Origin of the sequence: Winogradskyella wichelsiae (genome assembly GCF_013403925.1) — a bacterium.
Taxonomy (GTDB): Bacteria; Bacteroidota; Bacteroidia; order Flavobacteriales; family Flavobacteriaceae; genus Winogradskyella; species Winogradskyella wichelsiae.
Genome location: NZ_JABFDJ010000002.1, coordinates 60,328 through 87,060 on the forward strand (window position 1 = coordinate 60,328; position 26,733 = coordinate 87,060).

General features: G+C 31.4%; 29 protein-coding genes. 8 read left to right on the forward strand and 21 right to left on the reverse strand.

Going from position 1 to position 26,733, the window contains the following annotated elements; all coding sequences use genetic code 11:
• Nucleotides 1-47: 47 nt before the first annotated feature.
• Nucleotides 48-1,121 carry an FAD-binding oxidoreductase gene (locus tag HM985_RS03910; RefSeq protein WP_179374999.1) on the reverse strand — a complete coding sequence of 358 codons (1,074 nt, stop codon included), beginning with the start codon at nt 1,119-1,121 and terminating at the stop codon, nt 48-50.
• A 69-nt stretch (nt 1,122-1,190) separates the two neighbouring features.
• A complete protein-coding gene (locus HM985_RS03915) occupies nt 1,191-1,760 on the reverse strand; it encodes a TetR/AcrR family transcriptional regulator (RefSeq protein WP_179375000.1) in 570 nt (189 codons plus the stop codon).
• A gap of 113 nt (nt 1,761-1,873) precedes the next feature.
• On the opposite strand from HM985_RS03915, the gene HM985_RS03920 reads away from it, so the two are divergent.
• Nucleotides 1,874-2,182, forward strand: a complete 309-nt coding sequence (locus HM985_RS03920; protein ID WP_179375001.1) for a rhodanese-like domain-containing protein — start codon at nt 1,874-1,876, stop codon at nt 2,180-2,182.
• A gap of 3 nt (nt 2,183-2,185) precedes the next feature.
• On the opposite strand, the gene HM985_RS03925 is transcribed toward HM985_RS03920, so the two are convergent.
• Complete coding sequence (locus HM985_RS03925; protein ID WP_179375002.1) at nt 2,186-2,809, reverse strand: DUF4230 domain-containing protein; 624 nt, start codon at nt 2,807-2,809, stop codon at nt 2,186-2,188.
• Nucleotides 2,810-3,036: 227 nt separating this feature from the next.
• Between HM985_RS03925 and HM985_RS03930 the strand changes: the two genes are divergently transcribed.
• Nucleotides 3,037-3,513 carry a hypothetical protein gene (locus tag HM985_RS03930; RefSeq protein WP_179375003.1) on the forward strand — a complete coding sequence of 159 codons (477 nt, stop codon included), beginning with the start codon at nt 3,037-3,039 and terminating at the stop codon, nt 3,511-3,513.
• 190 nt (nt 3,514-3,703) lie between these two features.
• Nucleotides 3,704-4,480: a hypothetical protein gene (locus HM985_RS03935; RefSeq protein WP_179375004.1), complete on the forward strand. Its 777-nt coding sequence runs from the start codon at nt 3,704-3,706 to the stop codon at nt 4,478-4,480.
• Between the two features lie 5 nt (nt 4,481-4,485).
• Here the strand turns inward: HM985_RS03935 and gldC are convergent, their stop codons facing one another.
• Together gldC and gldB are read right to left on the reverse strand one after the other, a co-directional pair.
• Nucleotides 4,486-4,821, reverse strand: coding sequence for a gliding motility protein GldC (gene gldC, locus HM985_RS03940; protein WP_179375005.1), 336 nt, complete (start codon nt 4,819-4,821; stop codon nt 4,486-4,488).
• Nucleotides 4,821-5,780, reverse strand: coding sequence for a gliding motility lipoprotein GldB (gene gldB, locus HM985_RS03945; protein ID WP_179375006.1), 960 nt, complete (start codon nt 5,778-5,780; stop codon nt 4,821-4,823). Before gldB ends, gldC begins: the two co-directional genes overlap by 1 nt.
• Before the next feature lie 84 nt (nt 5,781-5,864).
• On the opposite strand from gldB, the gene nadE reads away from it, so the two are divergent.
• Entirely contained in the window at nt 5,865-6,653 is a 789-nt protein-coding gene (nadE, locus tag HM985_RS03950) for an NAD(+) synthase (RefSeq protein ID WP_179375007.1), read from the forward strand.
• A 120-nt stretch (nt 6,654-6,773) separates the two neighbouring features.
• Entirely contained in the window at nt 6,774-7,403 is a 630-nt protein-coding gene (locus tag HM985_RS03955; protein ID WP_179375008.1) for a response regulator, read from the forward strand.
• Between the two features lie 4 nt (nt 7,404-7,407).
• Here HM985_RS03955 and dnaG read toward each other — a convergent pair whose 3' ends face one another.
• Nucleotides 7,408-9,399, reverse strand: a complete 1,992-nt coding sequence (dnaG, locus tag HM985_RS03960) for a DNA primase (RefSeq protein WP_179375009.1) — start codon at nt 9,397-9,399, stop codon at nt 7,408-7,410.
• A 214-nt stretch (nt 9,400-9,613) separates the two neighbouring features.
• Between dnaG and HM985_RS03965 the strand changes: the two genes are divergently transcribed.
• Nucleotides 9,614-9,940: a DMT family transporter gene (locus HM985_RS03965; protein ID WP_179375010.1), complete on the forward strand. Its 327-nt coding sequence runs from the start codon at nt 9,614-9,616 to the stop codon at nt 9,938-9,940.
• Nucleotides 9,941-10,040: 100 nt separating this feature from the next.
• Here the strand turns inward: HM985_RS03965 and HM985_RS03970 are convergent, their stop codons facing one another.
• From HM985_RS03970 to HM985_RS03990, 5 genes are all read right to left on the reverse strand, one after another.
• The gene (locus tag HM985_RS03970; protein WP_179313357.1) at nt 10,041-11,141 is read right to left on the reverse strand and encodes a hypothetical protein; all 1,101 of its coding nucleotides are present in this window, start codon (nt 11,139-11,141) and stop codon (nt 10,041-10,043) included.
• Between the two features lie 69 nt (nt 11,142-11,210).
• Nucleotides 11,211-11,984, reverse strand: coding sequence for a hypothetical protein (locus HM985_RS03975; RefSeq protein WP_179375011.1), 774 nt, complete (start codon nt 11,982-11,984; stop codon nt 11,211-11,213).
• Nucleotides 11,971-12,534, reverse strand: a complete 564-nt coding sequence (locus HM985_RS03980; protein WP_173586524.1) for an RNA polymerase sigma factor — start codon at nt 12,532-12,534, stop codon at nt 11,971-11,973. Before HM985_RS03980 ends, HM985_RS03975 begins: the two co-directional genes overlap by 14 nt.
• Nucleotides 12,535-12,651: 117 nt before the next feature.
• Nucleotides 12,652-13,440: a hypothetical protein gene (locus tag HM985_RS03985; protein ID WP_179375012.1), complete on the reverse strand. Its 789-nt coding sequence runs from the start codon at nt 13,438-13,440 to the stop codon at nt 12,652-12,654.
• 78 nt (nt 13,441-13,518) lie between these two features.
• Entirely contained in the window at nt 13,519-14,496 is a 978-nt protein-coding gene (locus tag HM985_RS03990) for a polyprenyl synthetase family protein (protein WP_179375013.1), read from the reverse strand.
• A gap of 359 nt (nt 14,497-14,855) precedes the next feature.
• Here HM985_RS03990 and HM985_RS03995 point away from each other — a divergent pair, with 359 nt between their 5' ends.
• Together HM985_RS03995 and HM985_RS04000 are read left to right on the forward strand one after the other, a co-directional pair.
• Nucleotides 14,856-15,758: a T9SS-dependent choice-of-anchor J family protein gene (locus tag HM985_RS03995; protein ID WP_179375014.1), complete on the forward strand. Its 903-nt coding sequence runs from the start codon at nt 14,856-14,858 to the stop codon at nt 15,756-15,758.
• Nucleotides 15,759-16,072: 314 nt separating this feature from the next.
• Complete coding sequence (locus HM985_RS04000) at nt 16,073-16,993, forward strand: T9SS type A sorting domain-containing protein (RefSeq protein ID WP_179375015.1); 921 nt, start codon at nt 16,073-16,075, stop codon at nt 16,991-16,993.
• A gap of 63 nt (nt 16,994-17,056) precedes the next feature.
• Here HM985_RS04000 and rlmN read toward each other — a convergent pair whose 3' ends face one another.
• The 10 genes from rlmN to HM985_RS04050 form a co-directional block, all read right to left on the reverse strand.
• Nucleotides 17,057-18,097, reverse strand: coding sequence for a 23S rRNA (adenine(2503)-C(2))-methyltransferase RlmN (rlmN, locus tag HM985_RS04005; protein ID WP_179375016.1), 1,041 nt, complete (start codon nt 18,095-18,097; stop codon nt 17,057-17,059).
• Between the two features lie 91 nt (nt 18,098-18,188).
• Nucleotides 18,189-19,238 carry a tRNA preQ1(34) S-adenosylmethionine ribosyltransferase-isomerase QueA gene (gene queA / locus HM985_RS04010; protein WP_179375017.1) on the reverse strand — a complete coding sequence of 350 codons (1,050 nt, stop codon included), beginning with the start codon at nt 19,236-19,238 and terminating at the stop codon, nt 18,189-18,191.
• 234 nt (nt 19,239-19,472) lie between these two features.
• Nucleotides 19,473-20,702: a 3-phosphoshikimate 1-carboxyvinyltransferase gene (locus HM985_RS04015; protein ID WP_179375018.1), complete on the reverse strand. Its 1,230-nt coding sequence runs from the start codon at nt 20,700-20,702 to the stop codon at nt 19,473-19,475.
• A gap of 33 nt (nt 20,703-20,735) precedes the next feature.
• Nucleotides 20,736-21,062 (reverse strand): nucleotide pyrophosphohydrolase, encoded by a 327-nt coding sequence (locus tag HM985_RS04020; RefSeq protein WP_179375019.1) that lies wholly within the window; start codon nt 21,060-21,062, stop codon nt 20,736-20,738.
• Nucleotides 21,063-21,121: 59 nt separating this feature from the next.
• A complete protein-coding gene (gene dtd, locus HM985_RS04025; RefSeq protein ID WP_179375020.1) occupies nt 21,122-21,574 on the reverse strand; it encodes a D-aminoacyl-tRNA deacylase in 453 nt (150 codons plus the stop codon).
• 44 nt (nt 21,575-21,618) lie between these two features.
• Complete coding sequence (rsgA, locus tag HM985_RS04030) at nt 21,619-22,572, reverse strand: ribosome small subunit-dependent GTPase A (RefSeq protein WP_179375021.1); 954 nt, start codon at nt 22,570-22,572, stop codon at nt 21,619-21,621.
• An 88-nt stretch (nt 22,573-22,660) separates the two neighbouring features.
• Nucleotides 22,661-23,743: a bifunctional 3-deoxy-7-phosphoheptulonate synthase/chorismate mutase type II gene (locus HM985_RS04035; protein ID WP_179375022.1), complete on the reverse strand. Its 1,083-nt coding sequence runs from the start codon at nt 23,741-23,743 to the stop codon at nt 22,661-22,663.
• A 23-nt stretch (nt 23,744-23,766) separates the two neighbouring features.
• Nucleotides 23,767-24,618, reverse strand: coding sequence for a prephenate dehydrogenase (locus HM985_RS04040; protein ID WP_179375023.1), 852 nt, complete (start codon nt 24,616-24,618; stop codon nt 23,767-23,769).
• Nucleotides 24,619-24,667: 49 nt separating this feature from the next.
• Nucleotides 24,668-25,810, reverse strand: coding sequence for a pyridoxal phosphate-dependent aminotransferase (locus tag HM985_RS04045; protein ID WP_179375024.1), 1,143 nt, complete (start codon nt 25,808-25,810; stop codon nt 24,668-24,670).
• A complete protein-coding gene (locus HM985_RS04050) occupies nt 25,807-26,634 on the reverse strand; it encodes a prephenate dehydratase (RefSeq protein ID WP_179375025.1) in 828 nt (275 codons plus the stop codon). The genes HM985_RS04045 and HM985_RS04050 overlap by 4 nt, the downstream gene beginning before the upstream one ends.
• Nucleotides 26,635-26,733: the final 99 nt, after the last annotated feature.

Here is a 26,733-nt window from a genome sequence, read left to right on the forward strand (position 1 = left end):
TTCAAAATATTATGGATTCCTGCCTACGCAGGAATGACAAGTCTTATTTACACATCGAAATCTACAATTACCTTTTCTGTTGTTGGTACTGCTTGGCAGCTTAAGACTAGGTTTTGTGAAACTTCTTTATCGCTTAACGCGTAATTTATTTTCATTTCGACTGCGCCTTCTTTCACTTCGCATTTGCAGGTGCTACAAACACCACCTTTGCAGGCGAATGGCAAATCTGCTCCTGCGCCTAAGGCTGCGTCGAGGATATTATCGTATTCTTTAGTCATGGTGAAGGTGAATTCTTTTCCCCCATCGACGATAACCACTTCGGTTCCTTCTACATTTTGTTTTGCTAGACGTTCTGCTCGCTTAATGTCTTCATCTGAAAGTCCGGTTACAAACAACTCAGAATGTATCAGTTCTTTTGGTAATCCTTTATTTATTAAATACGCGCTTACGTAGTTTACCATTTTTTCTGGACCACATAAAAATACTTCACTTGTATCTGGAATATCGATAAACGTATTGGTAAGAATCTTCATCTTTTCATCATCGAATCTTCCGTTTAATAATTCAATATCTCTACGTTCTTTGGTTAAGAAATAATAAATTTCGAATCTACCAAAATAAGTGTTTCTTAATTGCTCTAGTTCCTCTTTAAAGATAATGGATTTTGCGGTTTTATTGACATAAAATAATTTACATGTCGAATTTGGTTCCTCTTTTAAATGTGCTTTAACCATTGAGAGGACTGGTGTAATGCCACTTCCTGCTGCGAAAAACAAGTAGTTTTTGGGCTTTGACGCGTTGACCTCTACTCCAAATGTTCCGCTAGGCGACATTACTTCTAATTGGTCACCGGCTTTTAATTCGTCATTTATATAGGTTGAAAACTTACCGCCTGGAATGAGCTTTACAGCAACTTTCCATTGACTATCTAATGGACTTGAGCAAAGTGAATACGAACGACGCACATCTTCTCCGTTAATGTCTGCTTTTAGAGTTAAATGTTGACCTTGACGAAATTTGAATGTACTATGTAATTCTGAAGGAACTTCAAAGGTTATAACAGAAGTATCTTCGGTTTCCTTATATATATCTTGAATTTTAAGCTTATAAAACTGTGCCATATGTATTTTTAAAAACACTTAACTAACACTTGTTAGTTTGTTTGACAAAGTTAGTAAATAAATTTAAATCTATTTTATGACTCCTTTTATAAGAATTTCATTGAGGTTACTAGATAGTTCTTGAAGATTTACATCTTCCTTTTTCGGTATCCATAAATAAAGGGAACGTAAGGTTGTTAAGATTGAAAACATCATAACATCTGGTTTTATATCTGAAATCTCACCAGCCTTTATACCTTCAATTAGAATATTTCTGAAATCATTTTCGTAATCGCTACGCAACTTTTTGTAGTAATTTAGTCGAGCTTCCAAATGCATCCAATCGTGATTTAAAGCAGCCATACCATAAATATTGGTACTAGACACTTCTACATGTAATGCTATAATTTCTTTTAACTTTTCGATGCAAGTAGCATTGCTTTCTCGTACAGAAGACATTCCTTCTGTAAACTGTTCTGCAATAGAAATTATAATACTTTCTAATATATCTTGTTTGGAATTGATGTGATTGTAAAGGCTTGCTGCTTTTATATCCATAGCAGTTGCCAAATCTCGCATGGTGACCGCACTGTAACCTTTTTCTTTGAAAAGTTTAGCGGCTACTCTAATAATTTCTTGTTGACGTGTCTCTGGTTTCATAGCGAGGTAAAACACTAAATTTACAAGATTTTTAAGTAGAACGCAATTATAATGTAACTTTGGTTACGAATGGTTTTATAAACTTTTCGGAAATTTGTTCAAAAATAAATACAATGGGAATATTTGATGCTTTATTTGGAAAATCGACTAACAACGTTGCTGAATACCTAGAAAAAGGGGCTGTTATTTTAGATGTTAGAACACCTAGTGAATACCAAGGTGGACATATAAAAAATGCGATTCACATTCCGGTTCAAGAACTAGGAAACAGAATTAACGAGATTAAAAGACTAAACAAACCTGTAATTGCCCATTGTGCTAGTGGCATGCGCTCTGCAAATGCTGCAAGTATTTTAAAATCTAATGGAATTGATGCCATAAATGGTGGCGGAATGACAAGCTTACAACGAAAATTGGCTTAGATTTTAATTTAATATATTTTTAAGATTATTAAGTTCTCCTAATTCTGAAATTGGACTTTGGTTATATTCTAAAGTCCAACCAAGAGAATTAGTTAACATAAAAAACTTAGCTAATTCGCTAATCAATCTGTTTTGCGCATTAGATTTTAACTCTGATGCCTCAATTTTTTTCATTAGCGACTTGTTTACCGTCTCTTTTATACTATTATAGTCTTTGGCTTCAAATGGGTTGAGGTAATCTGCTTGCATATCATAATATTCAAAATCGGGGCTGATTTTAATTTCCTCTCTCGGAATGCTTAAGATTTTAAGTGTTTTTGTTTCTTCATCTATTTGATATTCAATTTTACTTAAATCGTACCCAATTGTTACATCTGCATTAACGATAACTACGGCTTTCTTTTCTACTGAAATTAAATCCCCAAAAACACCTTTAGAGTTTTTATAGGTGAACACTTCACTAAAATGTCCTTCGGTAACAACGAGTTTACCAACGTTTTTAATTTGTTCTTGAATTAAAGCTGTACTCTCTTTAAGCACAATTTTATCTTCTTGTTTATCATCACAATATCTAAAAGCGAATACAACAACTAAGGTTAAGATAACTCCAAATAATATTTTCCTCATAAGCTAATTTAAAAAATTAGAAGCTAAAACACCTTTAATCTTCAATATTTAAATCTTGTTTATTGGCTACACGTCGTGTCTTAGAGTAAATAATCTAAAAAAAGAGTTACTTATCCTAAAAACAAGAAAGTTCATTATCAATTTCGTAAATTATACTATAAACTAATAAACAATAATGTTTTAAAACAACAATCTCTAAGAAATCTCTAATCTTAAAAGTGACTATTATGATTAAAAACATAAGCACACTACTCGTCCTACTTCTTACTTTATTTAGCTTCAGCCAAAATGCTATCTTAATTCAAAACAAAAACCCAAAAGCTAAAGAACTAAAGCACAGTTTAAATTCCACAAAAGATAGTTTATTACTTTATTCTGAATCTAAAATCTTACAATTTGAAATATTTAATGAAAACTACGAAGAAACATTTGAAGTTAATGCATATTATAAAGTAATTTCCTTAAATGAAATCCCTGCAGGTAATTACCTTGTTGAGGTAAAACTCTCAGATAAAATAATCTTAATAGATCTCATAAAGCGTCATGAAAATAAAGAAATAGCAACTTCAAAATCTAGTCTAAAAAAAATTAATGAAGGAAAGGGAATGATGCTAGATGAAAACCTTAACCCTATAACAAGCTCACCCCACCAAAGTATTGAGTCTATTTTAACACAAGCTAATGCAAATGAAACAGGCTTATAAGTCCTCAGTGATTTCTACGATGTAATTGGTTATATATCGAAAAACATGACATTTCAACCTAAGAAACCTGTTAAACGACTGATTTTAAGCATTATAATCTTAAATAAACCATACCTTTGGATTCTCATAAATCATTAAAAATAAAATGTTTGGCATTAAAATTGTTTCCAAAAGATACAAAGACCTACCTATGAAATTCTTATATTCCTTTATCTTCTTATTTCTCACCACATTAACCTATGGTCAGAAATCTGTGTTACTTCAAAACACAAACACGCGAGCAGAAGAACTTAAACATTATTTAAGTCATGGTCAAGATAGTCTTATTCTTGAAGGTCAACGTACAATTTATGAAGTAATGATTTACAATGCTAATTTTGAACGTGTCATTAAGGTAAAAAAATCAGATGCAAAAGTTATTATTTCTGATATTCCTGTGGGAAGGTATGCTGTTGAAGTGGTCTTAAAGGACAAATTAATTGTTATAACGTTATTGAGAAATGAAATTATTGAAAACACCATATACACACACAAAATAATGGAAACAGCTCCCAGAGAAGTGGCTGAAACTAATATGTTTGGTTCTGATAATAGCACTTATAATAACAACCTTAACTTATCGGGTAAAAAAGCATCACCCTTTAAAAACAGTCTTAAGCCTTCAGAGATGAACTCTGGTAGTAACGAATTAAAATACTGGGTGCTTTACAAAATAAATAACGGTTCTAGCTCTGAGAAATTGTTAAGAATAGCAGATCAAAAGACTGTTGACCGTTTAATAAAAAAGATAGAGATCGATAAGACTACCTCAACTGGTCGATTAAATGAACTAACTGTTTGGCAGATTTATGATCCTAAAAATTTTACAACACATAAAAGAAAACACAAAAAAAACTATATGAATATTGAATCAGATAGTTTTAATATTGTGCCTTATTATAATGTAGATTACAATCTTGATGATTAATAATCTTATTTTTTAAGTTCTAATTTTTCTGCAAAATAATCACAAAAATCCTTCATAGTATCGGTCATTTTTTGATCTTGTGTTGCTCTAAAAAACGAATCACTCATAGTTACTAAGGTTTGGTGAAAGAAAAGTTTCATTTCATCTACGGGCATATCTTTAGTCCAAAGATCAATTTTTAAAGTCTCTTGGGCATTACTATCCCAAACAGATAACATTACAGCTTTAGCTTCTTTATTATCAACACCACCTTCTTGAGCTGTCCAATTTAACTTTTCTGGCACTCTATTTTCATCAAGCTCAACATTTAATACGATTTTAGATTTTATAACTTTAGACATTATTTTTTTGGTTTAAATTTTGATTTATTAAATATTTCTTCAGATCCTAATTGCATAATTTTCATTACATCATCTCCTGTGTTTTTGGCATAAGCCCTTACAATTTGCCAACCTAAATACTGACCTAAACGCCCTGGAGATTCATTATCTAATTCTAAATAAAATTTAGAAAACGGAGCATCTGAAATAAAACGACCAGGCAGTTTAGAATCTGTACTATATAATAGCTCTTTTTCAATAAAATAGCTCCAAATTTGACTTTCATTAGCTTCTGCCCATTTCACCTGAGCCTCAGAATAGCCAATTTTATCAGCATCAGTTTTAAACGGAATCATTACATCCTTAAAATAAAGTAACTTTCCTTGATATATCATTTCATCCAACAAAGTTCGTTTAGTAGATTGAAATAAGTATTTAGTTGCATAACCATTTGCCACATCAGAAACAATTTGGCTTTTCTTCATGTTTTCAGCAATATACATTGGTATGTTTTGATAAAAATCATGTTGTGCACCTAAATAATTATCTAAAGCGATAAGTACAATAGAATCATTAACAAATGTTTTATCTCTATAAGCTACATCATTAGTCAAAGTAATTACTCGAGGTATAGAGAATGATTTATCGTAATATTTTAAATGTTGAAAAAGACTTTGTATTTCTGTTTTTGAAGTATTAAAATCGGGATACTCATGCTGTACTTCCTTTAACAACTCGCGTTGTAAACTATCTTTCATTTTTTCGATCCAAAAAGAATCAGGGTCACTTGAAAAGAAGAATGGATACTGATTTTTTAGGTTCTGTAAATCTTGAGATTTCGCTTCAAAAAATGCCTTATCAAAACGTTCTACCTCAAAATTCATTTCAATTTTAGCAATCTCTTGTTCTATTTTAGAATCTTCATTGCAAGATACAAAAGCGAATACAAGTATTAAGATAATATAAATTCTGACTTTCATTTGGTAAAACATTTTTAAACTTAACACGTTTCAGCTATTTTTGTTACGCAAAGGTACACTTCTTTGTTTTAAAAATTAAAAATTATGAATACAGAAAAGGTTGTAGAACATATAGTAAATTGGCTAAAAGAATATGCTAACAATGCTAACATGAATGGATTTGTAATTGGGATATCTGGCGGTATTGACTCTGCCGTAACATCAACGTTATGTGCTATGACAGGTTTAGACTTACTTTGTCTAGAAATGCCTATTCACCAAGCGCCAAACCAAGTAAGCAGAGCTGTAAACCACATTAATTGGTTAAAAAACAAACACAAAAAAGTAAGTACAAAACAAATTAACCTTACAACTGTATTTGATCAGTTAATAGCTGAATTGCCTGCCGTAGATAATGAAGAAAGCCGTTTTATGGCTCTTGCAAATACTAGAGCAAGATTAAGAATGACTTCTTTATATTATTTTGCAGCTTTAGATAAATATCTTGTTGCTGGTACAGGAAATAAAGTTGAAGATTTTGGTGTTGGTTTTTACACTAAATATGGCGATGGCGGAGTAGATCTTAGCCCTATTGCAGACTTATTAAAAAGCGAAGTTTACGAAATAGCTAAATATTTAGGTGTTAATCAAGAAATTATTGAAGCAGCACCAACGGATGGTTTATGGGGTGATGACAGAACTGATGAAGATCAAATTGGAGCTTCTTATCCAGAATTAGAATGGGCTATGCAAATGCAAGAAGAAGGCAAAAACGCTAGTGATTTTGAAGGTAGACAGCGTATTGTTTTCGATATTTTTAAAAACTATAATACAGCAAATAAGCATAAAATGGTCGCAATTCCCGTTTGCGATATTCCTAAAAATTTAAAATAAATTTTATTTTTTATTAAATAAAAGCCTGAATTTAATTGATTTATAATTATTTTTATGCAAAATCCCCTACGTAATATTTATTACAAACACCCCTAACTAATAAAACATAATACAATTGTCATGATAAACATATTGATTGTTGACAGCCACCCCATTGTAAGAACCGGATTAGAATTATTTCTAACAAACAAACCCGACTTAAAAGTTATAGGTAGTTTAGGCAGCGGAATAGAAATATTTGAATTTGTGCGTCGCCACAAAGTCGATGTTATTATCTCTGAAATAGATCTGCCTGAGCTTAATGGCATAACCGCACTTAGAGCCATTAAAAAAGAAAACAAATCTGTACAAGTTTTAATGTTTAGCCACCAACCTGAAGAAATATATGCAATTAGCACCATTAAAGCAGGAGCTTCTGGCTATTTAAACAAAGGAGCAAGCATGGAGGAAATTGAAACTGCGATTAGACGCATTAGTAATGGAGAAACTTCATTAAGCGAAAAAATGGATAAACATTTTCGTTATGAAGACACTAGAAAAAGTAGAAGCCGAATGTTTAAAAAGCTATCTACAAGAGAAGTAGAAGTTTTAAAATTACTTTCTATTGGTCGTAAGAACAAAGAAATAGCTCAAGAATTAGATATTAACGAAAAGACTGTTAGTACTTATAAAGCAAGATTATTTAAGAAATTAAATGTAAAAAATATTGTAGATTTAATTCATCAAGCTAAACACCACAACCTTACTTAATTTATTAGCCTACAACTTTACCTAGTTTACGAGACAATAACATTTTAAGACCAACATAGTCTTTTACATCTTCTATTATAGAACGTGTATCTGCATTTTCTTTTAAGGTTTCGTTTTTATATTCGATAACTTTTTTATCAATTAAGTGACATCGTAAACTAAGTATTGTCTGGCTAACCAACTGAGAAACAGAATCTTTTTTCTCTTTAGGATTAATTAAATTACGTTCCCAGTCATGAAGATAATAACGTTCATCTTCCATTAAAATACTCGTTACAGCACTTGCTGAGTCTTGATCTAATTGATTTATAAAATTCTTAGTAGAAAAACTCTCGTCTTGATTTAACCTATCAATAATAGCGTAATAAAGCGCTTTAAATTGAGGGTTAGAAAATTGCATTTCATCTTCTTGAAGATCTAAATATATTTTTTCAAATACACGCGTTTCTTGCTGCATTGGTTTAGATACAAGATTACCTGTGGCTTCATCTTCTTGCAAAATCATATCTTCAAATTGTTCTACGCGTTCTCCATAAAGCATTAATATTTCAATAATCTTTCGTTCTAACTCATATTGAACATCAATTTTTGGTTTACGACTAGGCTCTTCATTCCTAAAAACTTCAAATGGAGGTTCATTCGGATCAGAAGAATTAGATGAAGTAAAAGACTTGGGTTTATTATTATCCTGAGCCTGTTTATTATTAATTTGTGCTAAAGTTGTAAACAGAACATTCTCGCTTATATCCATAATACGCGCACATTCTTGAATGTAAATCTCACGTTTTATTTGATCTGGAATTTTAGCAATACTATTTACAATCTCTCGAATTGTTTCTGCTTTTTTAATCGGATCATTATTTGCTTCTTTTACTAATAACGAGGCTTTAAACTGAATGAAATCCTTAGCATTATCATTAAGATATCCCTTAAGTTCTTCTAAAGTATTTGATTTTGAAAAACTATCAGGATCTTCACCATCAGGAAATGTACAAATCTTAACATTAACACCTTGTTCTAGAATTAAATCGATACCACGAATAGATGCTCTTATACCAGCTGCATCACCATCAAAAAGAACCGTAATATTATTTGTTAATCGGTTAATTAAGCGTATTTGATCTGGTGATAAAGCCGTACCAGAAGAAGACACAACATTTGTAATACCTGTTTGACATAACTGAATAACATCTGTATAACCTTCAACCAAATAACAATTATCTTCTTTTGCAATACTTTGCTTAGCATGATACAAACCATACAAAATTTTACTCTTGTGATAGATTTCACTTTCTGGTGAATTTAAATATTTAGCCGCTTTCTTATCGTTAGTTAAAATACGTCCACCAAAACCAAGAACACGCCCACTCATACTATGAATAGGAAACATGACACGGCCTTTAAAACGATCAAAACGCTTTTCTCCTTTTACTATCGTTAAACCTGTTTGTTCTAAAAAATTAATCTGGTAACCTTTGCCAAGGGCATCATCTGTAAAACCTTGCCACTCATCTAATGAATACCCAAGATCAAATTTTTTAATGGTTTCTTCAGTAAAACCACGCTCTTTAAAATAACTAAAACCAATTGCTTTTCCTTGATTTGTTTTATGTAATACATTCTGAAAATAGCTACTTGCATATTCACTCACTAAGTATAAACTCTCTCTATTATCAGCTTGTGCTTTTTCTTGATCTGTACGTTCGGTTTCTTCTATTTCAATATTGTACTTTTTAGCTAAATACTTTATAGCTTCAGGGTACGTAAAATGCTCGTGCTCCATTAAAAATGTAACAGCATTACCGCCTTTTCCACTTGAAAAATCTTTCCAAATCTGTTTAACAGGAGACACTACAAAACTTGGTGAACGCTCTTCGCTAAACGGACTTAATCCTTTATAATTAGTACCCGCTTTTTTAAGTTGAACAAAATCGCCAATAACCTCTTCTACTCGAGCGGTTTCAAAAACTTTTGCAATGGAATTTTGTGAGATCATGTTTTAGATTATTCTTGTAAAAACAAAAATATTTTATATTAAAGATTATAGAGTTTCGAAGATTCTTAATGAAATAAGAATAACAAGTTGACAAATTTAAGACAAAGTAAGTGTACTAAAAACTATAGTTTGATTAAACTTGTTTTTCTCATTTAAAAGAATGAATTTGGATAAATTACACCTTAACTTAATACCCTATAAATTTTAGTATTACATGAATTGGATTTTAATAATTATTGCTGGATTATTTGAAGTTGCTTTCGCGGCTTGCCTTGGAAAGGCTAAAGAAACCACAGAAATAGAAACAACCTATTGGTATATTGGTTTCCTTGCCTGCTTAACCATGAGCATGCTATTACTTATCAAAGCTACAGAGGAATTACCCATTGGCACTGCTTATGCTATTTGGACAGGTATTGGTGCTGTAGGTACTGTACTTGTTGGTATTTTTATTTTTAAAGAACCCGCTACATTTTGGCGCTTGTTTTTTATTTCAACATTAATCATTTCAATTGTAGGCTTAAAAGTGGTCTCTCATTAATACAAAATAAAAAAACCTTGATCTAAAATAGACTAAGGCTTTTTAACACTCAAAAATTGATTGATTGATTGATTGATTGATTGATTGATTGATTGATTATTTAATCCATATCGAAACGTAAACCGACAGAAATATTGTTTTGATCTACAAGTTGGTCTTTAAACAAAGGGTTAAGATCGTATTTAACGTATAACGCAACATCTCCTAAAGAAACATAACCACTTAGACCGTAAACAAACTCACTTACTTCAAACTCATCTCTTTGCTTGTCTTTCTCTCTATCTCCGTCCAGTTTATACTTTATTTTTTGCATGTTACCTAAGTTAACACCTGCATATCCACCTAATCCTATTTTAAATTTCTTGTGAGTAGAATATCTAAAATAGTCATCTTTTTCTATCTTTTCAGAAGGACCAAATTCTAGGTGCATAGGAAATACTAAATTAGTAGTTCTAAATTTCACTTTATTAACATCTGAAGGAAACTCCTGTAATGAAATAGCACCATCAGTATTTACTAAATATTGATTGTTTTTAATATTTAATTTATTCCATTGAAAAGAGAAACCGTATTTTAGTCTCCAAAAATTAGTATTGTCGAAGATTCTTGTTTTCCAAGCATACCCTAATTCTATAAAACCAGAACCTCCTATTTTATAAGGTGAATCGTCTATCTGTTCTCCTTCAATTAAAGCGTTATTAAACCCAAAAGCAAAAACGATATCTGTAGATGTACGTCTGTCGTATTTTCTTTTTTTATCACCAGATGGTTTTCCTAAATAAATAAAACTATCACTAACCTCTTCATTACCTCCAATGCTGAGCGTAAATCCCGTATCAGAATCATCTATTACTATATTAGAATTATAACCGTTACGCTGTAATAACGCTATTTTTTTATCTAAGATATCTTTACGGTTCTCTATATTTAATACTGCTGTTTTAGCCGCTTCTTTTTTTAATGCTTCTGCTTCTTCAGCTGTGATCTCTTTATTGTCTAATTGAGAATTTATTTTTGAGATTTTTGATTTTAAAAGACCTCTTTCTTCACTTTCAATTTCTGTCTTGCTCTTTTCTAAAAGGATAATTTTAGAATCTACCTCAACTTTTCTAATAGAATCTAATGCTTTTGTTTGTGCTTGTAAACTTGATAAAATCGTAGTTAATACCAAGCAGACTACTAATCTTGTAATTGTGTTCATAATTGTTCGTTTTTTGATTGATGATTATTGATGATTTAATTTTAGATCCCTTTTTTTTTAAGTAAATTTTTAGTTATTACGATCTGCAACTGCAGTTTTTACAGTGTCGTAACTATTCTTTAAAGCTTCAAAAACCTTAGTTCTAAAGGATTGTCCCATTTCGTCTTCTACACTTTCTAACAACTTTGTTGCATCTACAGTTTGAAATGTATCGTTTTCTAAATTTTCTTTAAAAATTTCTTTACTGGCAATATTTAATAAAGAATCTATTTCGTTATCCGCAACTGTTGTATGCTCTATTTTTAGAGTTTTTATTGCATCTGCAACTGCCAATTTTAATTGTGCTTCTCTTAAAAGTTCTTCTGCTTCATTATAAGCTAGCTTATCTTGAGTTAGAGAATCGTTATTTACAGTTGCTAATTCTGTTTTAGTATTGCCAATTGCTTTTTTAGTTACATTTTTATAATCAATAATTTGAGAGTCTTTTGTTGTTGATAAAGACTTATTTTCTTCCTCTACTTCATTTTCTTTTTCAACAAACTGAATAGTTTCTTTAGGTTTAGAATCTGATTTTTGATTCTCAATAGTCTCTTTAATTAAACCATCTTCAACTACAATAGGTGCAATGTGATTTGAATCTTGATTATTAAAAAACTGTACAGAAACGGCAACCATAACAAGTAAACCTGCAGCTATACTTAACCACCAAAACACTGATTTTTTAGACTTATTTTCTTCTGCATCTAAACGATCAGATAATTTAGACCAAGCTTCAGCAGAAGGACTCAATGTGCGTTCTTCGAGCTTACTTTTTATATTTTTTTCAAACTTAATTGGTGCCATAACTACTGTTATTTAATTCTTTTAACTTTTTTTGAAGCATTTGTCTTGCTTTAAATAATTGCGATTTAGAAGTTCCTTCAGAAATCTTTAAAAGCTCTGCAATTTCTTGATGTTTATAGCCTTCTATCGCATACATTACAAAAACCATTCGATAACCTTCTGGCAAACTATCTATGAGTTGTTGTATTTCGGCAACTTCAATATTTGTATTAATGTTATTAGATGAATCTCTATCTAAATATTCGTCTTCAACAGAAAACTCAATCTTCTTCTGTTGTCTTAAATATGAAATAGATTCTCTAACCATTATACGTCTTACCCAACCTTCAAAACTTCCTTCACTTTTAAATGATTTTAAGTTTTTAAAAACTTTAAAAAAGCCATTCAGCATCACTTCTTCTGCCTGATGTACATCTTTAATATAATAACGACAAACACTTAACATTTTTGGCGCATGCAATTCATACAACACATGCTGTGCTTCGCGATTATTCTTCGCTGCTCTTTGTATAAGTTTCGTTTCGTTTTTATGAAGTTGAATAACTTTCATTATAATCTTTACGGTTACGCTTCTATTTATAAAGACGCAATTATAGAAGTAATGGTTGCTTGATAAGTGCAAAAAAAATAAAATAAACAATAAAACACTGATTATCAGATATAAATATTATTTTTTATTTTCCCAATCACCTGTCCATTTCCCAGGACTAACTTGTTTCATTTTAGGTTCTCCTTTTAAAAACATCATTTTAAGATAACCAAATGTTGCCAGTGTAAGCATAAACACAAAGAAGATTAACAACAGGGTTACCCAAAACGGAACTGTGTTACCAAAGAAGATTCCATAAATTAGTAATAGATTAAAACCAATCATTAAAAATGGAACAAAAAAATAAAAACCTATTTTAGAAACTAAGGCTGTATAAGCTTTCATATCTCTATTAAATGCATACATAATGATCCCTACAAATAGGAATGAAAAAATAAAACAGAAGATAAATGCTCCTACTAATTTTATTGCTAAAGTAAAGCCAAGAACTATTACCTTATTTGTTTCAATATTATAATTAACCTTATAACTATCGCCTACATCCATACTAGAAGTAGAAAAATCTAACTCTCGCACAATAATTCTATTATCCTTAGTTATAAACCTAACTGTTGGCGTGTACATTATATATGAACTACCATCATCTGAATCGTGGTGTTCTTCTGAAGTAAAACTTATTACAGTTGATGTATAATTTTCGCCAGATGTTATTACCGAGTATATATCATGACTGGCGCTATACATAAAAAACATTGAACCAATAGCCATACTATTAATACAGACTATCAATAGAGCTACATAACCATACGTTATGCAACCGCTTTTCCCCATTCTTTTTATAATAAAATATGTGAGTACTAAGGATACTGCAAGACCAAATAATAAATAAATAGAATTAACATTCATGCAGTTCACTTTTTAATAGCCCTAAGTTTACTTAAAATTTGAGCCATGTGAATATTTTAATTACTTAGAACTAAAGAATTACTTCTTTCTATCAATCACATAATCTACCATAAGATTAAGTGATGCTTTATATTCTGATTCTGGATAAGTTCCTAAAATAGCTAAAGCTTCTTCTTGAAAAGCTTTCATTTTAGAAACCGCATATTCTAATCCGCCTTTAGATTTTACAAAAGTAATAACCTCTTTTACGCGTTTCTTATCCATGTTATGGTTTTTAACAGAGTTAATTAACCACGATTTTTCTTTTTTTGAACAGTTATTAAGGACATAAATAAGCGGCAACGTCATTTTTTGTTCCTTAATATCAATACCTGTTGGTTTACCAATAGCTTCATCTCCATAGTCGAATAGATCATCCTTGATTTGAAATGCCATACCAATCAACTCGCCAAACTTACGCATAGCTTCTACATCTGGTGAATTTGGTTTTACAGAAGCAGCACCCAAACTACAGCAAGCAGCTATTAAAGTTGCTGTTTTTTGGCGTATAATTTCGTAATAAATAGCTTCTGTAATATCTAATTGCCTTGCTTTTTCAATTTGAAGTAATTCGCCTTCACTCATTTCTCGCACGGCAACAGAAATAATCTTTAATAAATCGAAATCATTATTATCTATAGAAAGTAATAAACCTTTTGACAATAAAAAATCACCAATAAGAACCGCTATTTTATTTTTCCAAAGTGCATTAATTGAAAAGAAACCACGTCTTCGGTTACTGTCATCAACCACATCATCATGAACCAAAGTTGCTGTATGAATAAGTTCAATAACCGAAGCACCTCTGTAAGTACGCTCGCACACTTCTCCGTTATTCATCATTTTAGCCACCAAAAACACAAACATTGGTCGCATTTGTTTTCCTTTTCGGTTTACAATATAATGTGTAATACGATTCAGTAATGCTACCTTACTCGCCATAGAGAGTTGAAACTTTTGTTCAAAAAGATCCATCTCATAAGCGATTGGTTGTTTTATTTGTTCAGTTATTTTCATTTAAGACTTTATACACTCTTCATTTGCAATATTACAAATAATCATGATTGTATATTACTAAAAATTAAATAATGCAATTATAGTCTTAAATTCAAAAAAAATGTAACAAGCAAGAATTAAAACAAAAAAATCTAAATCTGCGAAACCTTTTAATTCAGAAATTATATTGATTTTATATCAGTAGAAGTTCAACTACAAAAAACTCAGATTTCCTATAGGTTAAAAATACGTTTACAAATACAACAAATCCTTATAAGATAGTAGGTATTATTGTTAAAAAACTAATAATTCAATTTTAACATTTTTCTTCAAACTAATATTTGTAATTTTATGAAATACTAATTTAAAAATCAAAACACATGAAAAAAATTACTTTATTACTTTTTACAATTTTAATTTGTAGCACTAGCTTTGCTCAAACAAATTTATTTTTCGACGATTTTGAGTCTTATACGGACTTTGCTATTTCAGATGTTGGATCATGGACATTATTAGATGTAGACGGATTTAATACTTACGGTTTTACAGGTGTAACATTTCCAGAATCTGGCAGTCCTAAAGCTTTTCAAGTTTTTAATTCAACAGCTACAGTTGCCCCACTAACCTCAGATGAAGCAAGCGATTGGGCGGGATACAATAGTGTTAAAGGCATGGTTTGCATGGCTGCAGTTCCAGATGATGCTGGAAATGGCAATGATGATTGGCTAATTACTCCACAAATAGCATTAGCCACAAGCGGAAATAATCTTTCCTTTAGATATAAAGCTTGTGATGCCGCTTATTCTAACGAGATGTTTACCGTTAGTGTATCAACAACAGATACAGACCCTGGAAGTTTTACAATTATTTCAGCTAACCCGGAAAGTGTTCCATCTAATGATATAACTTGGAAAGAATTCACCTATGATTTATCTACCTACGATGGCCAAGATGTATATATCGGAATAAACTGTATTTCTAATGATCAATTTGGTTTTATGGTTGATGATTTCTCAGTAGACACAACTTTAAGTGTGGATCAATTTGACTTAGACACTTTTACACACCACTATAACAAAACCCTTAAAACTCTCACTATTGAGTCATCTTCCATGGTGATGACAAGTATAGAGATATACTCTATCTTAGGACAAAGTGTTATTACATCACCTTTATATAGCACAACTGAATCTATCGATCTTTCGTCTTTAAATGATGGTGTATATCTAGCTAAAATTAACATAAATAATAATTTCACAACAATTAAATTTATTAAGAACTAATCATTATAAGTTCTAATTAAAAAGCGGCAACTGCCGCTTTTTTTTATGTCTTATTTTATAGCCACTGTTGCGGTTAAATAGAACAGACATATTCTATAAAAAATGTAGAGAGCTTTATAAATTAAGTCCTCTACAGCATATTAATATCATTCTTCTATAAATCTCTTAGTCAGAGAAACACCATTTAATTAATAGTCATAAGTACCTGAAATAATGCCAAATCCATTACATTCATTACGAAAACGGAAATTTTAACTTTTTTCCCACGGTATAATTTGTAACTTTAGACTTACTAATTAAAAAATCAAAAACACATGAAAAAAATTACTTTTTTATTTATCTGTTCAGTACTTTCTTTGAATTTAACTGCACAACAAACTATTTCTTTTGAAAGTTCTGAAGGTTTCACCTTAGGTGACGTACATAACCAAAACAGCTGGATATCAACAGGCTGTGGTGAAGATTGTAATATCTCGACACAACTTATTTCAGATGAACAAGCTTCAGATGGCAACTATTCATTTAAAATTACTCCTGATGCTCTTTTCGATACTCAAGAATCACCAATAATGGGTGGTTTTTATGATTTTGCAACACCTATTGATTATACTACTGCTGTGGTATCTTTTGATGTCTATATCACAGAACAAGGTGGTTCGGATTTTAGATTTGCTCTATCTGGTGAAGATGCAACTGGTGCCGGTTTTTTTACAGTTCTTATTAATTTTGGCTATCTAGGTAACATTGCCGTTGTAAATGAATTAGGTGAAGCTTTTGTAGATGCTGCAACATGGGAAGTTAACACTTGGTATAATATAAGAGCAGAAGTAGCTGGATCTAGTATTACTTATTACTTAGATGATGTTGAGGTTTTCCAATCTGTATTAGTAAGTGATTATAATTTTACTTCAATGAGATTCGTTCATGACAATTGGGGTGGTGATGCATTTATCGACAATATAAGAATCAATGACGAACAACTTTCTATTGGAGAGTTCTCTAAAGATACCGTTTCACATTTTTACGATCAAGCGTCTCAAACTTTTAACCTTGAATCTGCAAATTCAACAATTTCAAATGTTGAAATATATTCTATTTTAGGATCAAATGTAATTTCTAAATCATCAGCAAGTACGACAGAAACAATTGACGTTTCTTCATTAAGTACTGGAGTGTATTTAGCAAAAGTAAGTATTAATGGTAATACTGAAACAATCAAATTTGCGAAGAATTAAAAAACTTCTAAACTAAAAAAAGCGGCAATTGCCGCTTTTTTTTATGTCTTAATATAAAGTAATCTAACTTTTATTAGCCAACTGTCCACAAGCCGCATCAATATCTTTACCTCTACTGCGTCTAACAGTAACCGTAATATTATTAGCTTCTAAAATACTAACATACATATCTATTGCTTGAGATTGCGCTTGCTGAAATTCGCCATCATCAATAGGGTTGTATTCTATAATATTCACTTTACTGGGTGCAAATTTGCAAAACTCAACTAAAGCCTCTGCATCTTTACGTTTATCATTAATACCATCCCATACCACATATTCGTAGGTAATTCTATTACTCGTTGCTGCATACCAATATTGTAAAGCTTCTCTTAAATCACTTAAAGGAAATGTAGCATTAAAAGGCATAATAGACGTACGAATCTCATCTATAGCAGAGTGTAATGAAACCGCTAATTTAAATTTTACGTTATCATCTGCCATCTTCTTAATCATTTTTGGCACTCCAGAGGTTGATACCACAATACGTTTTGGTGACATTCCTAAACCTTCTGGTGATGTAATTTTATCTATAGCTTTGAGTACATTGTTATAGTTCATTAAAGGCTCTCCCATACCCATAAACACAATATTACTTAAAGGTCTATTATGGTATAATCTACTTTCATTATCTATAGCAACAACTTGATCGTATATTTCATCTGGATTAAGATTTCGCATACGTTTTAATCGAGATGTGGCACAGAATCTACAATCTAGACTACAACCTACCTGAGAAGACACACAAGCTGTGGTTCTGGTTGCTGTTGGTATAAGTACAGATTCTACAATTAAATCATCGTGAAGCCTTACAGCGTTCTTTATAGTACCATCAGCGCTACGTTGCATCTGATCTACTTTGATGTGATTAATAACAAAGTTAGCCTCTAACATTTGTCTTGTTTCTAAAGATACGTTTGTCATATCCTCAAAACTATAGGCCGCCTTTTGCCACAACCATTCGTAAACCTGATTTCCTCTAAAGGCTTTATCTCCTTGTTTTACAAAGAATTCTCTCAGTTGTTCTTTAGTTAAGGCTCTTATATCTTTCTTTTTTGCTTCCATCTTTTGCAAAAGTAATTAAATGAATTTGGATTTTAGTATAAATAAAAAAAGCCTCAATGAAGAGGCTTTTTTTATTTATTAGTTAGTGTTCTTAAATGATAAGCATTGCATCACCGTAAGAATAGAATTTGTATTTTTCTTTAACTGCTTCTTCATAAGCTTTCTTCATAAAATCATGACCAGCAAATGCCGATGTCATCATTAACAAAGTAGACTTTGGTGTATGAAAATTAGTTATCATACAATTTGCAATACTAAAATCATAAGGAGGGAAGATAAATTTGTTAGTCCAACCTTCAAATTCATTTAATCTACCATTAGAAGATACTGAACTTTCAATTGTACGCATAGATGTTGTACCTACAGCACATATACGTTTTTTAGTTTCAATAGCATTGTTAACGATATCTGCAGACTGTTTCTTAATAATAATCTCTTCACTATCCATTTTATGCTTAGATAAATCTTCAACCTCAACGGGGTTAAATGTACCTAAACCAACATGTAAAGTTACTTCAGCTGTTTTTACTCCTTTAATTTCCAAACGCTTTAATAAATGCTTAGAGAAATGCATCCCTGCAGTTGGTGCCGCTACTGCTCCTTCATTTTTAGCGTATATAGTTTGGTAACGCTCTTCGTCTTCTGGCTCAACCTCCCTGTTTATATACTTAGGTAAAGGTGTTTCACCAAGTTCTGTTAATTTAGTTCTGAAATCTGAATAAGATCCATCATATAGGAAGCGTAAAGTTCTACCTCTAGACGTTGTGTTATCTATAACCTCTGCAACTAATGTTTCGTCATCACCAAAATATAATTTATTTCCAATTCTAATTTTACGAGCTGGATCTACTAAAACATCCCAAAGACGTTGTTCCTGATTCAGTTCGCGTAATAAAAACACTTCAATACGCGCTCCTGTTTTTTCTTTGTTACCAAACAAACGTGCAGGAAACACTTTAGTATCATTCATGATCATCACATCACCTTCATCAAAATAATCGATAATATCTTTAAATTGCTTATGCTCAATAGTCTGTTCAGCTCTATTTAACACCATCAACCTTGCCTCATCTCTATGTTCTGCAGGATGCTCTGCTAATAATTCGTCTGGAAGTTCAAAATTAAAATGTGATAATTTCATGTATGGGTTTTAGTTAATTATGTGAATAATGTGAAACTTTTTTCTAGCCGCTTACTCAAAGTTACTTTGCAAGTTCTAAATGTCTCAGTTCTTTATTTTTATTCGAATTGCAAATATACAATCTCAACATAGGCCTTGTCAAGTAAATGAAGGTTTATTTTACTACAATCACCTATAATACTATACATTTAGATGAATAATGCAAACTTAAAATGATAAAAATATAATTCTATTCTATTTTGAAATATTGAAACCTATAGATTTAAAATCTTCCCAAAATTGAGGATATGATTTACTTACTACATCTGCATCTTCAATAATGATAGGTACTTTTAAGCCTAATGGAGCAAAAGCCATTGCCATCCTATGATCGTTATACGTTGGTATTTTAATTTCACTATTAATAGTATTCGAAGCTTTTAGATGTAAAGATTTATCAGTTATCATCACTTCAGCTCCTAACTTTTCTAATTCAGTTTTAAGCGCTACTAAACGATCAGTTTCTTTTATTTTAAGAGTATGTAAACCAATCATATGACACTGCAAGCCTAAACCAAAAGCCGAAACAGCAATAGTTTGTGCAATATCTGGTGCGTTTTTTAAATCGAGTTCAATTATGGTTGTAGTATTTACTTTATCTGTTTTTTGAAGTGTTATTGCCTCTTCTTTAAACGATGTTGAAACACCAAAGCTTTTATAAATTTCTGCTAAAACAGAATCCCCTTGTAAACTTTCTTGCTTATAAGAAGCAATTGTAATTTCGGTACCCACCTCACTTAAGGCAATAACGCTGTAGAAATATGATGCAGAAGACCAATCGGACTCAACAGTTAAAGTTTGCGGTTTTAATGTTGAAATACTTGGTTGAACGGTGATTATATGATCTATAAAACTAGTTTCTACTCCAATACTATTTAAGAGACTTAATGTCATATTAATATAGGGAACTGATGTTATTTTACCTTTTAGCGTTAACTCTAAACCATTTTCTAATTTTGAAGCAATTAGCATTAACGCAGAAATATACTGACTGCTTACATTAGCTTCTAACGTCACTTTAGTTTTAGTAAATTCTTTACCTATAATTTTTAAAGGAGGCACGCCGTCGTTTTCTAAATAGGTGATATCTGCACCTAATGTAATTAAAGCATCAACCAATATCTTAATTGGGCGTTCTTTCATTCTTTGAGAACCCGTAATAATTGTTTCTCTCCCTTTTTGAATTGAAAAATAAGCTGTTAAAAAACGCATTGCAGTACCCGCGTGATGGATATCTATTAATTCTTCATCAGACCTCAATGCTTTCTGCATGACTTCAGAATCATCTGAATTGGATAAATTATCGATATTAATCTGAGGATATAATGCCTGTATTAATAACAAGCGATTAGACTCACTTTTAGATCCTGTAATTTGAACAGTTTGATGGTTCTTAAGCTTAGATTTTCGGATATTGATGTCCATATAGAATTTATAAAATAAAATGAAGTTACAAAACTACTTTAATTTCTCATTATTATGATGTCTATTATGATCACGTTTGGTTTTTAGATCTAATTTTTTATCAAAAGCGTCTTGTAAATCAATACCTGTTTGGTTTGCTAAACACATCACTACAAATAAAACATCAGATAATTCTTCACCTAAATCTTTACCTTTATCACTTTCTTTTTCACTTTGCTCACCATAGCGTCTGGCTATAATTCTAGCAACTTCACCAACCTCTTCTGTTAGTTGTGCCATGTTGGTGAGTTCATTGAAGTATCTTACTCCATGTTCCTTAATCCAATTATCAACTTCTTTTTGTGCGTTTTTAATATCCATTTTAAGCTTTTTTTTGTTATTTTAAAAATTCGAGAATAAGATAGTTTATTTAGAAATAATTATACCCTATTCTGAGAATCAATAATTATGGTTACAGGACCGTCGTTAACCAAATGTACTTTCATGTCGGCACCAAATTTGCCTGTTTGAATAGGTTTTTCTAAGTTAATTTGAAGTGTCTCAATAAAAGCTTCATATAATGGAATAGCAACATCCGGTTTTGCTGCATTAATATAACTTGGACGATTTCCTTTTTTTGTACTAGCGTGAAGTGTAAACTGACTTACCAAAATCATCGCACCATTAACGTCTTTTAAAGACCTATTCATGACGTCATCTTGATCCGGAAAAATGCGAAGATTTGTTATTTTATTACACAACCAATTTATATCATCTTGGGTATCTTCATGCTCAATACCTAATAAGACTAATAATCCTTTTTGTATGGCTGCTACTTCAGAACCTTCAATAATTACTGACGCTTCTGAAACTCTTTGTATAACTATTTTCATAAATGAAAAAACTTATTTTAACATTCAATCTACTTAAAAGTTAATTACTGAACCTCATCCCAATTATCAGTTCTGTAATGCTCATCTTCACCTTCTAAAATTTGAAGATAACTGCGATATCTAGAATAAGAAATATCATCTGCTTCTAAGGCATCTTTTACAGCACATTTAGGTTCGTTAAGATGAATACAGTTGTTAAACTTACAATCTTGTTTCAATGCAAAAAACTCAGGGAAATAATCACCAACTTCTTCTTTTTCCATATCTACAACTCCAAAACCTTTAATACCTGGCGTATCTATAATTTTAGCGTCAAAACCTAAATCAAACATTTCAGCAAACGTTGTGGTGTGTTGCCCTTGTTTGTGTTGCTCAGAAATCGCTTTTGTTTTTAAATCTAAAGTAGGTTCTATAGCATTAACTAGAGTAGATTTACCAACCCCAGAATGACCAGCAAACATGCTTACCTTACCTTCCATTAAGGTTTTTACTTTATCAATATTTACACCTGTTGCAGCAGAAATCTCAATACACTCATAACCTATAGCACGATAAATACTTTCTAAATATTTTACGTCGAATAAAGTATCTTCAGAATAAGTATCTATTTTATTAAAAAGCAATACCGTTTTAATGGAATAAGCTTCTGCGGTTACAAGAAAACGATCTATAAAACTCGTTGATGTAGGCGGACTATCTATTGTGATTAGTAAAAATACCTGATCAATATTTGAAGCAATAATGTGTGTTTGCTTTGAAAGATTAACCGATTTACGTACAATATAATTTTTACGCTCTTCAATATGGTTTATGACTCCCGTTTCAGTATTATTTTTTTCTTCTAGTTCAAATTCTACTTTATCGCCAACAGCGATAGGGTTGGTACTTTTAATACCAGCCAATCTAAAACGGCCTTTAATTCTACATTCATAGAACTTACCATTTAGGGTTTTTACAGTGTACCAACTACCTGTAGATTTATATACTGTTCCTGTCATTAATACAAAGATGAATAATATTGTGTTAATATCGTAAAAAAAAGGTTCGCAAAATTTGCGAACCTTTTTTTAAGATTATCATTTAAATCTATTTTTTAACAATTTTCTCTTGATGATTAATAGATTCTTGATGAATAGCTTTAAACATACGTAAAACAAATTCTTCACTTAGGCCTCTTGCTTCACCTTCTAAAACCATGTTTCCTAAGATTTCGTTCCACCGTTTATTTTGTAATACAGCAACGTTTTTTTGCTTTTTAAGTTTACCAATACCATCAGCAACTTTCATACGTTTTCCTAATAAATCAATAATTTGATTATCTACTACATCGATTTGAGCTCTTAAGTTATTTAACTCTGAATTGTATTCTGCTTCAGGATCTGACTCTTTTCTAATTCTTAAGTCTGTCATAATTTGCACTAATCGCTCTGGTGTTACCTGTTGCGCTGCATCACTCCAAGCGTTATCAGGATCGAAATGAGTTTCAATCATTAAACCATCAAAATTAAGATCTAAAGCTGTTTGCGATACATCTAAAATCATATCTCTTTTTCCTGTAATATGTGATGGATCATTAATTAAAGGTAAATCTGGAAATTTATTCTGAAATTCAATAGCCAACTGCCATTCTGGAATATTTCTATATTTTGATTTTTCGTAAGTTGAAAAACCTCTATGGATTGCTCCTAAATTTTTAATGCCAGCTGTATGTAATCTTTCAATACCACCTAACCATAAGGCTAAATCTGGGTTTACTGGATTTTTAACCAATACAATTTTATCTGTTCCTTTTAAAGCATCAGCAATTTCTTGCATAATAAAAGGACTTACTGTAGAGCGCGCACCAATCCATAATAAATCTACATCGTGTTCTAAAGCTAATTCAACATGGTTTCTATTTGCTACTTCCGTTGCTGTTTTTAAACCTGTTTCTGCCTTAACTTTTTGTAACCATTTTAAACCTAATGCACCAACACCTTCAAAATTACCTGGTCGTGTTCTTGGCTTCCAAATACCTGCTCTATAGTAATTAACATCTGTATCTTTTAGCTGGTGTGCTATTTTTAATACTTGCTCTTCTGTTTCGGCACTGCATGGTCCTGCAATAACTAATGGATGGTCTAGTTTCATATCATCCAACCATGTTCTCATTTCTTTCGTGTTTTCCATTTTTCTTTTTTTAATCTTAATTACTATTGAATTCCTTTTAATATATCTTTTATATAATTTGTTTTCTCCATTTCATTGAAGACTGCGTCAAAATCCTCATCTTCCATAAGCTTTTTAAAATGCTTTAGATTCTCTATATATTCATCTAAAGCCTCTATAACATTTGCTTTATTATGATTGAATATTGGTGTCCACATTGCTGGTGAACTTTTCGCCAAACGTACTGTACTTGCAAATCCACTGCCGGCCATATCAAAAATATCGCGTTCATTTCGCTCCTTATCAATCACTGTTTTACCAAGCATAAAGGCACTAATGTGCGATAAATGTGATACGTATGCAATATGCTTATCGTGTGCCTTAGGATTCATATAACGAATACGCATTCCTAAATCCGTAAACAACTTTAATGCTTTTTCTTGAAGTTTGAAGGCTGTTTCTTCGACTTCGCAAATAATATTAGTCTTGTTCTGATACAAACCTCTAATTGCAGCTTTAGGTCCTGAATGCTCTGTACCGGCAATAGGGTGTACGGCTAAATAATTACGGCGTTTAGGATGATTTTTTACAACCTCGCAAATATCTTCTTTAGTTGAACCAGCATCAAATACAATAGCATCATCTGAAATATGATCTAATACCTGTGGTAAAACCTTTAAAGTCGCATCTACAGGAATTGCTATAATAACAACATCTGCTTTACTTAAATCTTCTAAATTGGCTTTTTCATCAATGACTCCTAATTCTAAAGCTTCATCAAGATGTGCTTCAGTTGTATCAATTCCGAAAACCTTACAATCTGAATGTAATGCTTTTATATCTAAAGCAAAACTACCGCCTATTAATCCTGTTCCTATGATAAAAATATTATTCACTTTACTTTTTTTCTCTTTTAATAATCATTGCTAAATGCAATTAAGTTTTTTATACTCTTGCAATTGCTTCCTCTATAATTCCTTCTTCCGCACATAACGAAAATCTAACATAACCTTCTCCATTACTACCAAAAACGGTTCCTGGCGTAATAAATATAGAATGTTCTTTTAATACTAAATCTGTAAATTCTTCAGATTTGATATGTGGTGGTAATTTGGCCCAAATAAACATTCCTGTAGCGTCTTCATCATAAGTACAATTAAGGGCTTCAGCTAATTCCCAAACTAATGCTCTTCGTTTTTGATAAACGTTATTTAAACTCTTAAACCAAATATCAGAACATTTTAAAGCTTCAATCGCTCCTTTTTGTATGCCATAAAACATACCCGAATCCATATTACTTTTTACACGTAAAACGGCCGAAACAAAATCGTAATTACCAACTAACATACCAACACGCCAACCTGCCATATTAAACGTTTTGCTTAATGAATTTAACTCTAAACAGACATCTTTAGCATCCTTATACCTTAAAATACTATTAGGTTTATCGTTTAAAATGAAACTGTATGGATTATCATTTACAATTAATATATCGTGACGTTTACCAAAGGCAATCACTTTATCATAAAACTTATTAGTCGCATTTGCACCTGTTGGCATATGTGGATAATTGATCCACATAATTTTTACACGACTTAAATCTAAACGCTCTAAGGCACTAAAGTCTGGCTCCCAATTTGTATCCGCTTTTAAATCATAAAAAACAGGTTTTGCTTCTAAAAGTTTAGTTACAGCAGCATACGTAGGGTAACCTGGATTGGGTATTAAAACTTTATCACCTTTATTTAAAAAAGCCATAGAGATATGCATAATCCCCTCTTTGCTTCCCATTAATGGCAATACTTCTGTCTGCGAACTTAAATTAACTTGAAAATGAGTTTTATAAAAATCCGCAATCCCTTCTCTTAACTCTGGCAAGCCTTGATAACTTTGATATTTATGTGCTTCTGGTTCTACTAAACAATCTTGAAGAGACATAGAAGCCTTAAAAGGCGGTTCTAAATCTGGACTCCCTATTCCTAAATTAATAATAGGTTTTCCTTGTGACTTTAAAAGAGCGACTTCTCTTAATTTCTTTGAAAAATAATATTCTTCAACTTTTTGTAATCGTTTTGCAACTTCTATCATCGTCTTGCATTTTTATATTCGCCTAATACTTTAAAATTCTCTGCCATAATTTTCATTATAGACTTCGCTTTTTCGTAATTCTCATACTTATCAAAAGTAACATCAACAAAAAACGCATATTTCCATGGGGTCTCTATTTTAGGTAAAGATTGAATTTTAGTTAAATTCAATTTACAATCACTTAACACATTTAAAATAGTCGCTAAACTTCCTCGTTTATGATCCAATTCGAACTTTAAAGAAGCTTTATTAATTTCATTTTCTTCTGCATGATCCATTTTTCGCTTCACAAAAACAAAGCGTGTTTCATTTTCTTTTATCGTTTGAATGCTTTCTGCTAAAATGTTCAGACCATATAATTGCGCTGCAGATCTACTAGCAATCGCTGCTATTCCTTTGATCTTTTGTTCTGAAATTTGCTTAGCAACATCTGCAGTATCTTTAGCTTCTACCAATTTTATATGCGGAAAATCTCTAAAAAACACTTTACACTGTAATAATGCCATCGGATGCGAATGCACTTCTTTAATATCTGCTATAGACTGATTTTCTAAAGCCATTAATTGATGTTGTATATCTAAATAATACTCGCCAACAATGCTTAATTGATTATTATCTATCAGTGCATAATTTGGTATAATGGAACCCGCAATAGAATTTTCTAGCGCCATTACTATCTCATCTGTCTGCTCTTCTAATAAAGTATTTACTTCACTATCAAAAGTCATACACTCTACCACATCTGTCTGATTATCAAAATAATTCAGAACAACTTCATGATGAAATGATCCTTTAATTCCTTGTATTGCAATTGGTTTTTTCACAATTTATTTTTCTAGTTGTAAATCCTTTAAACAAAAAAAGTCTCGATTACATCGAGACTTTAAATACTATATTTTAAATAAAACATACTCAGTCTCGTT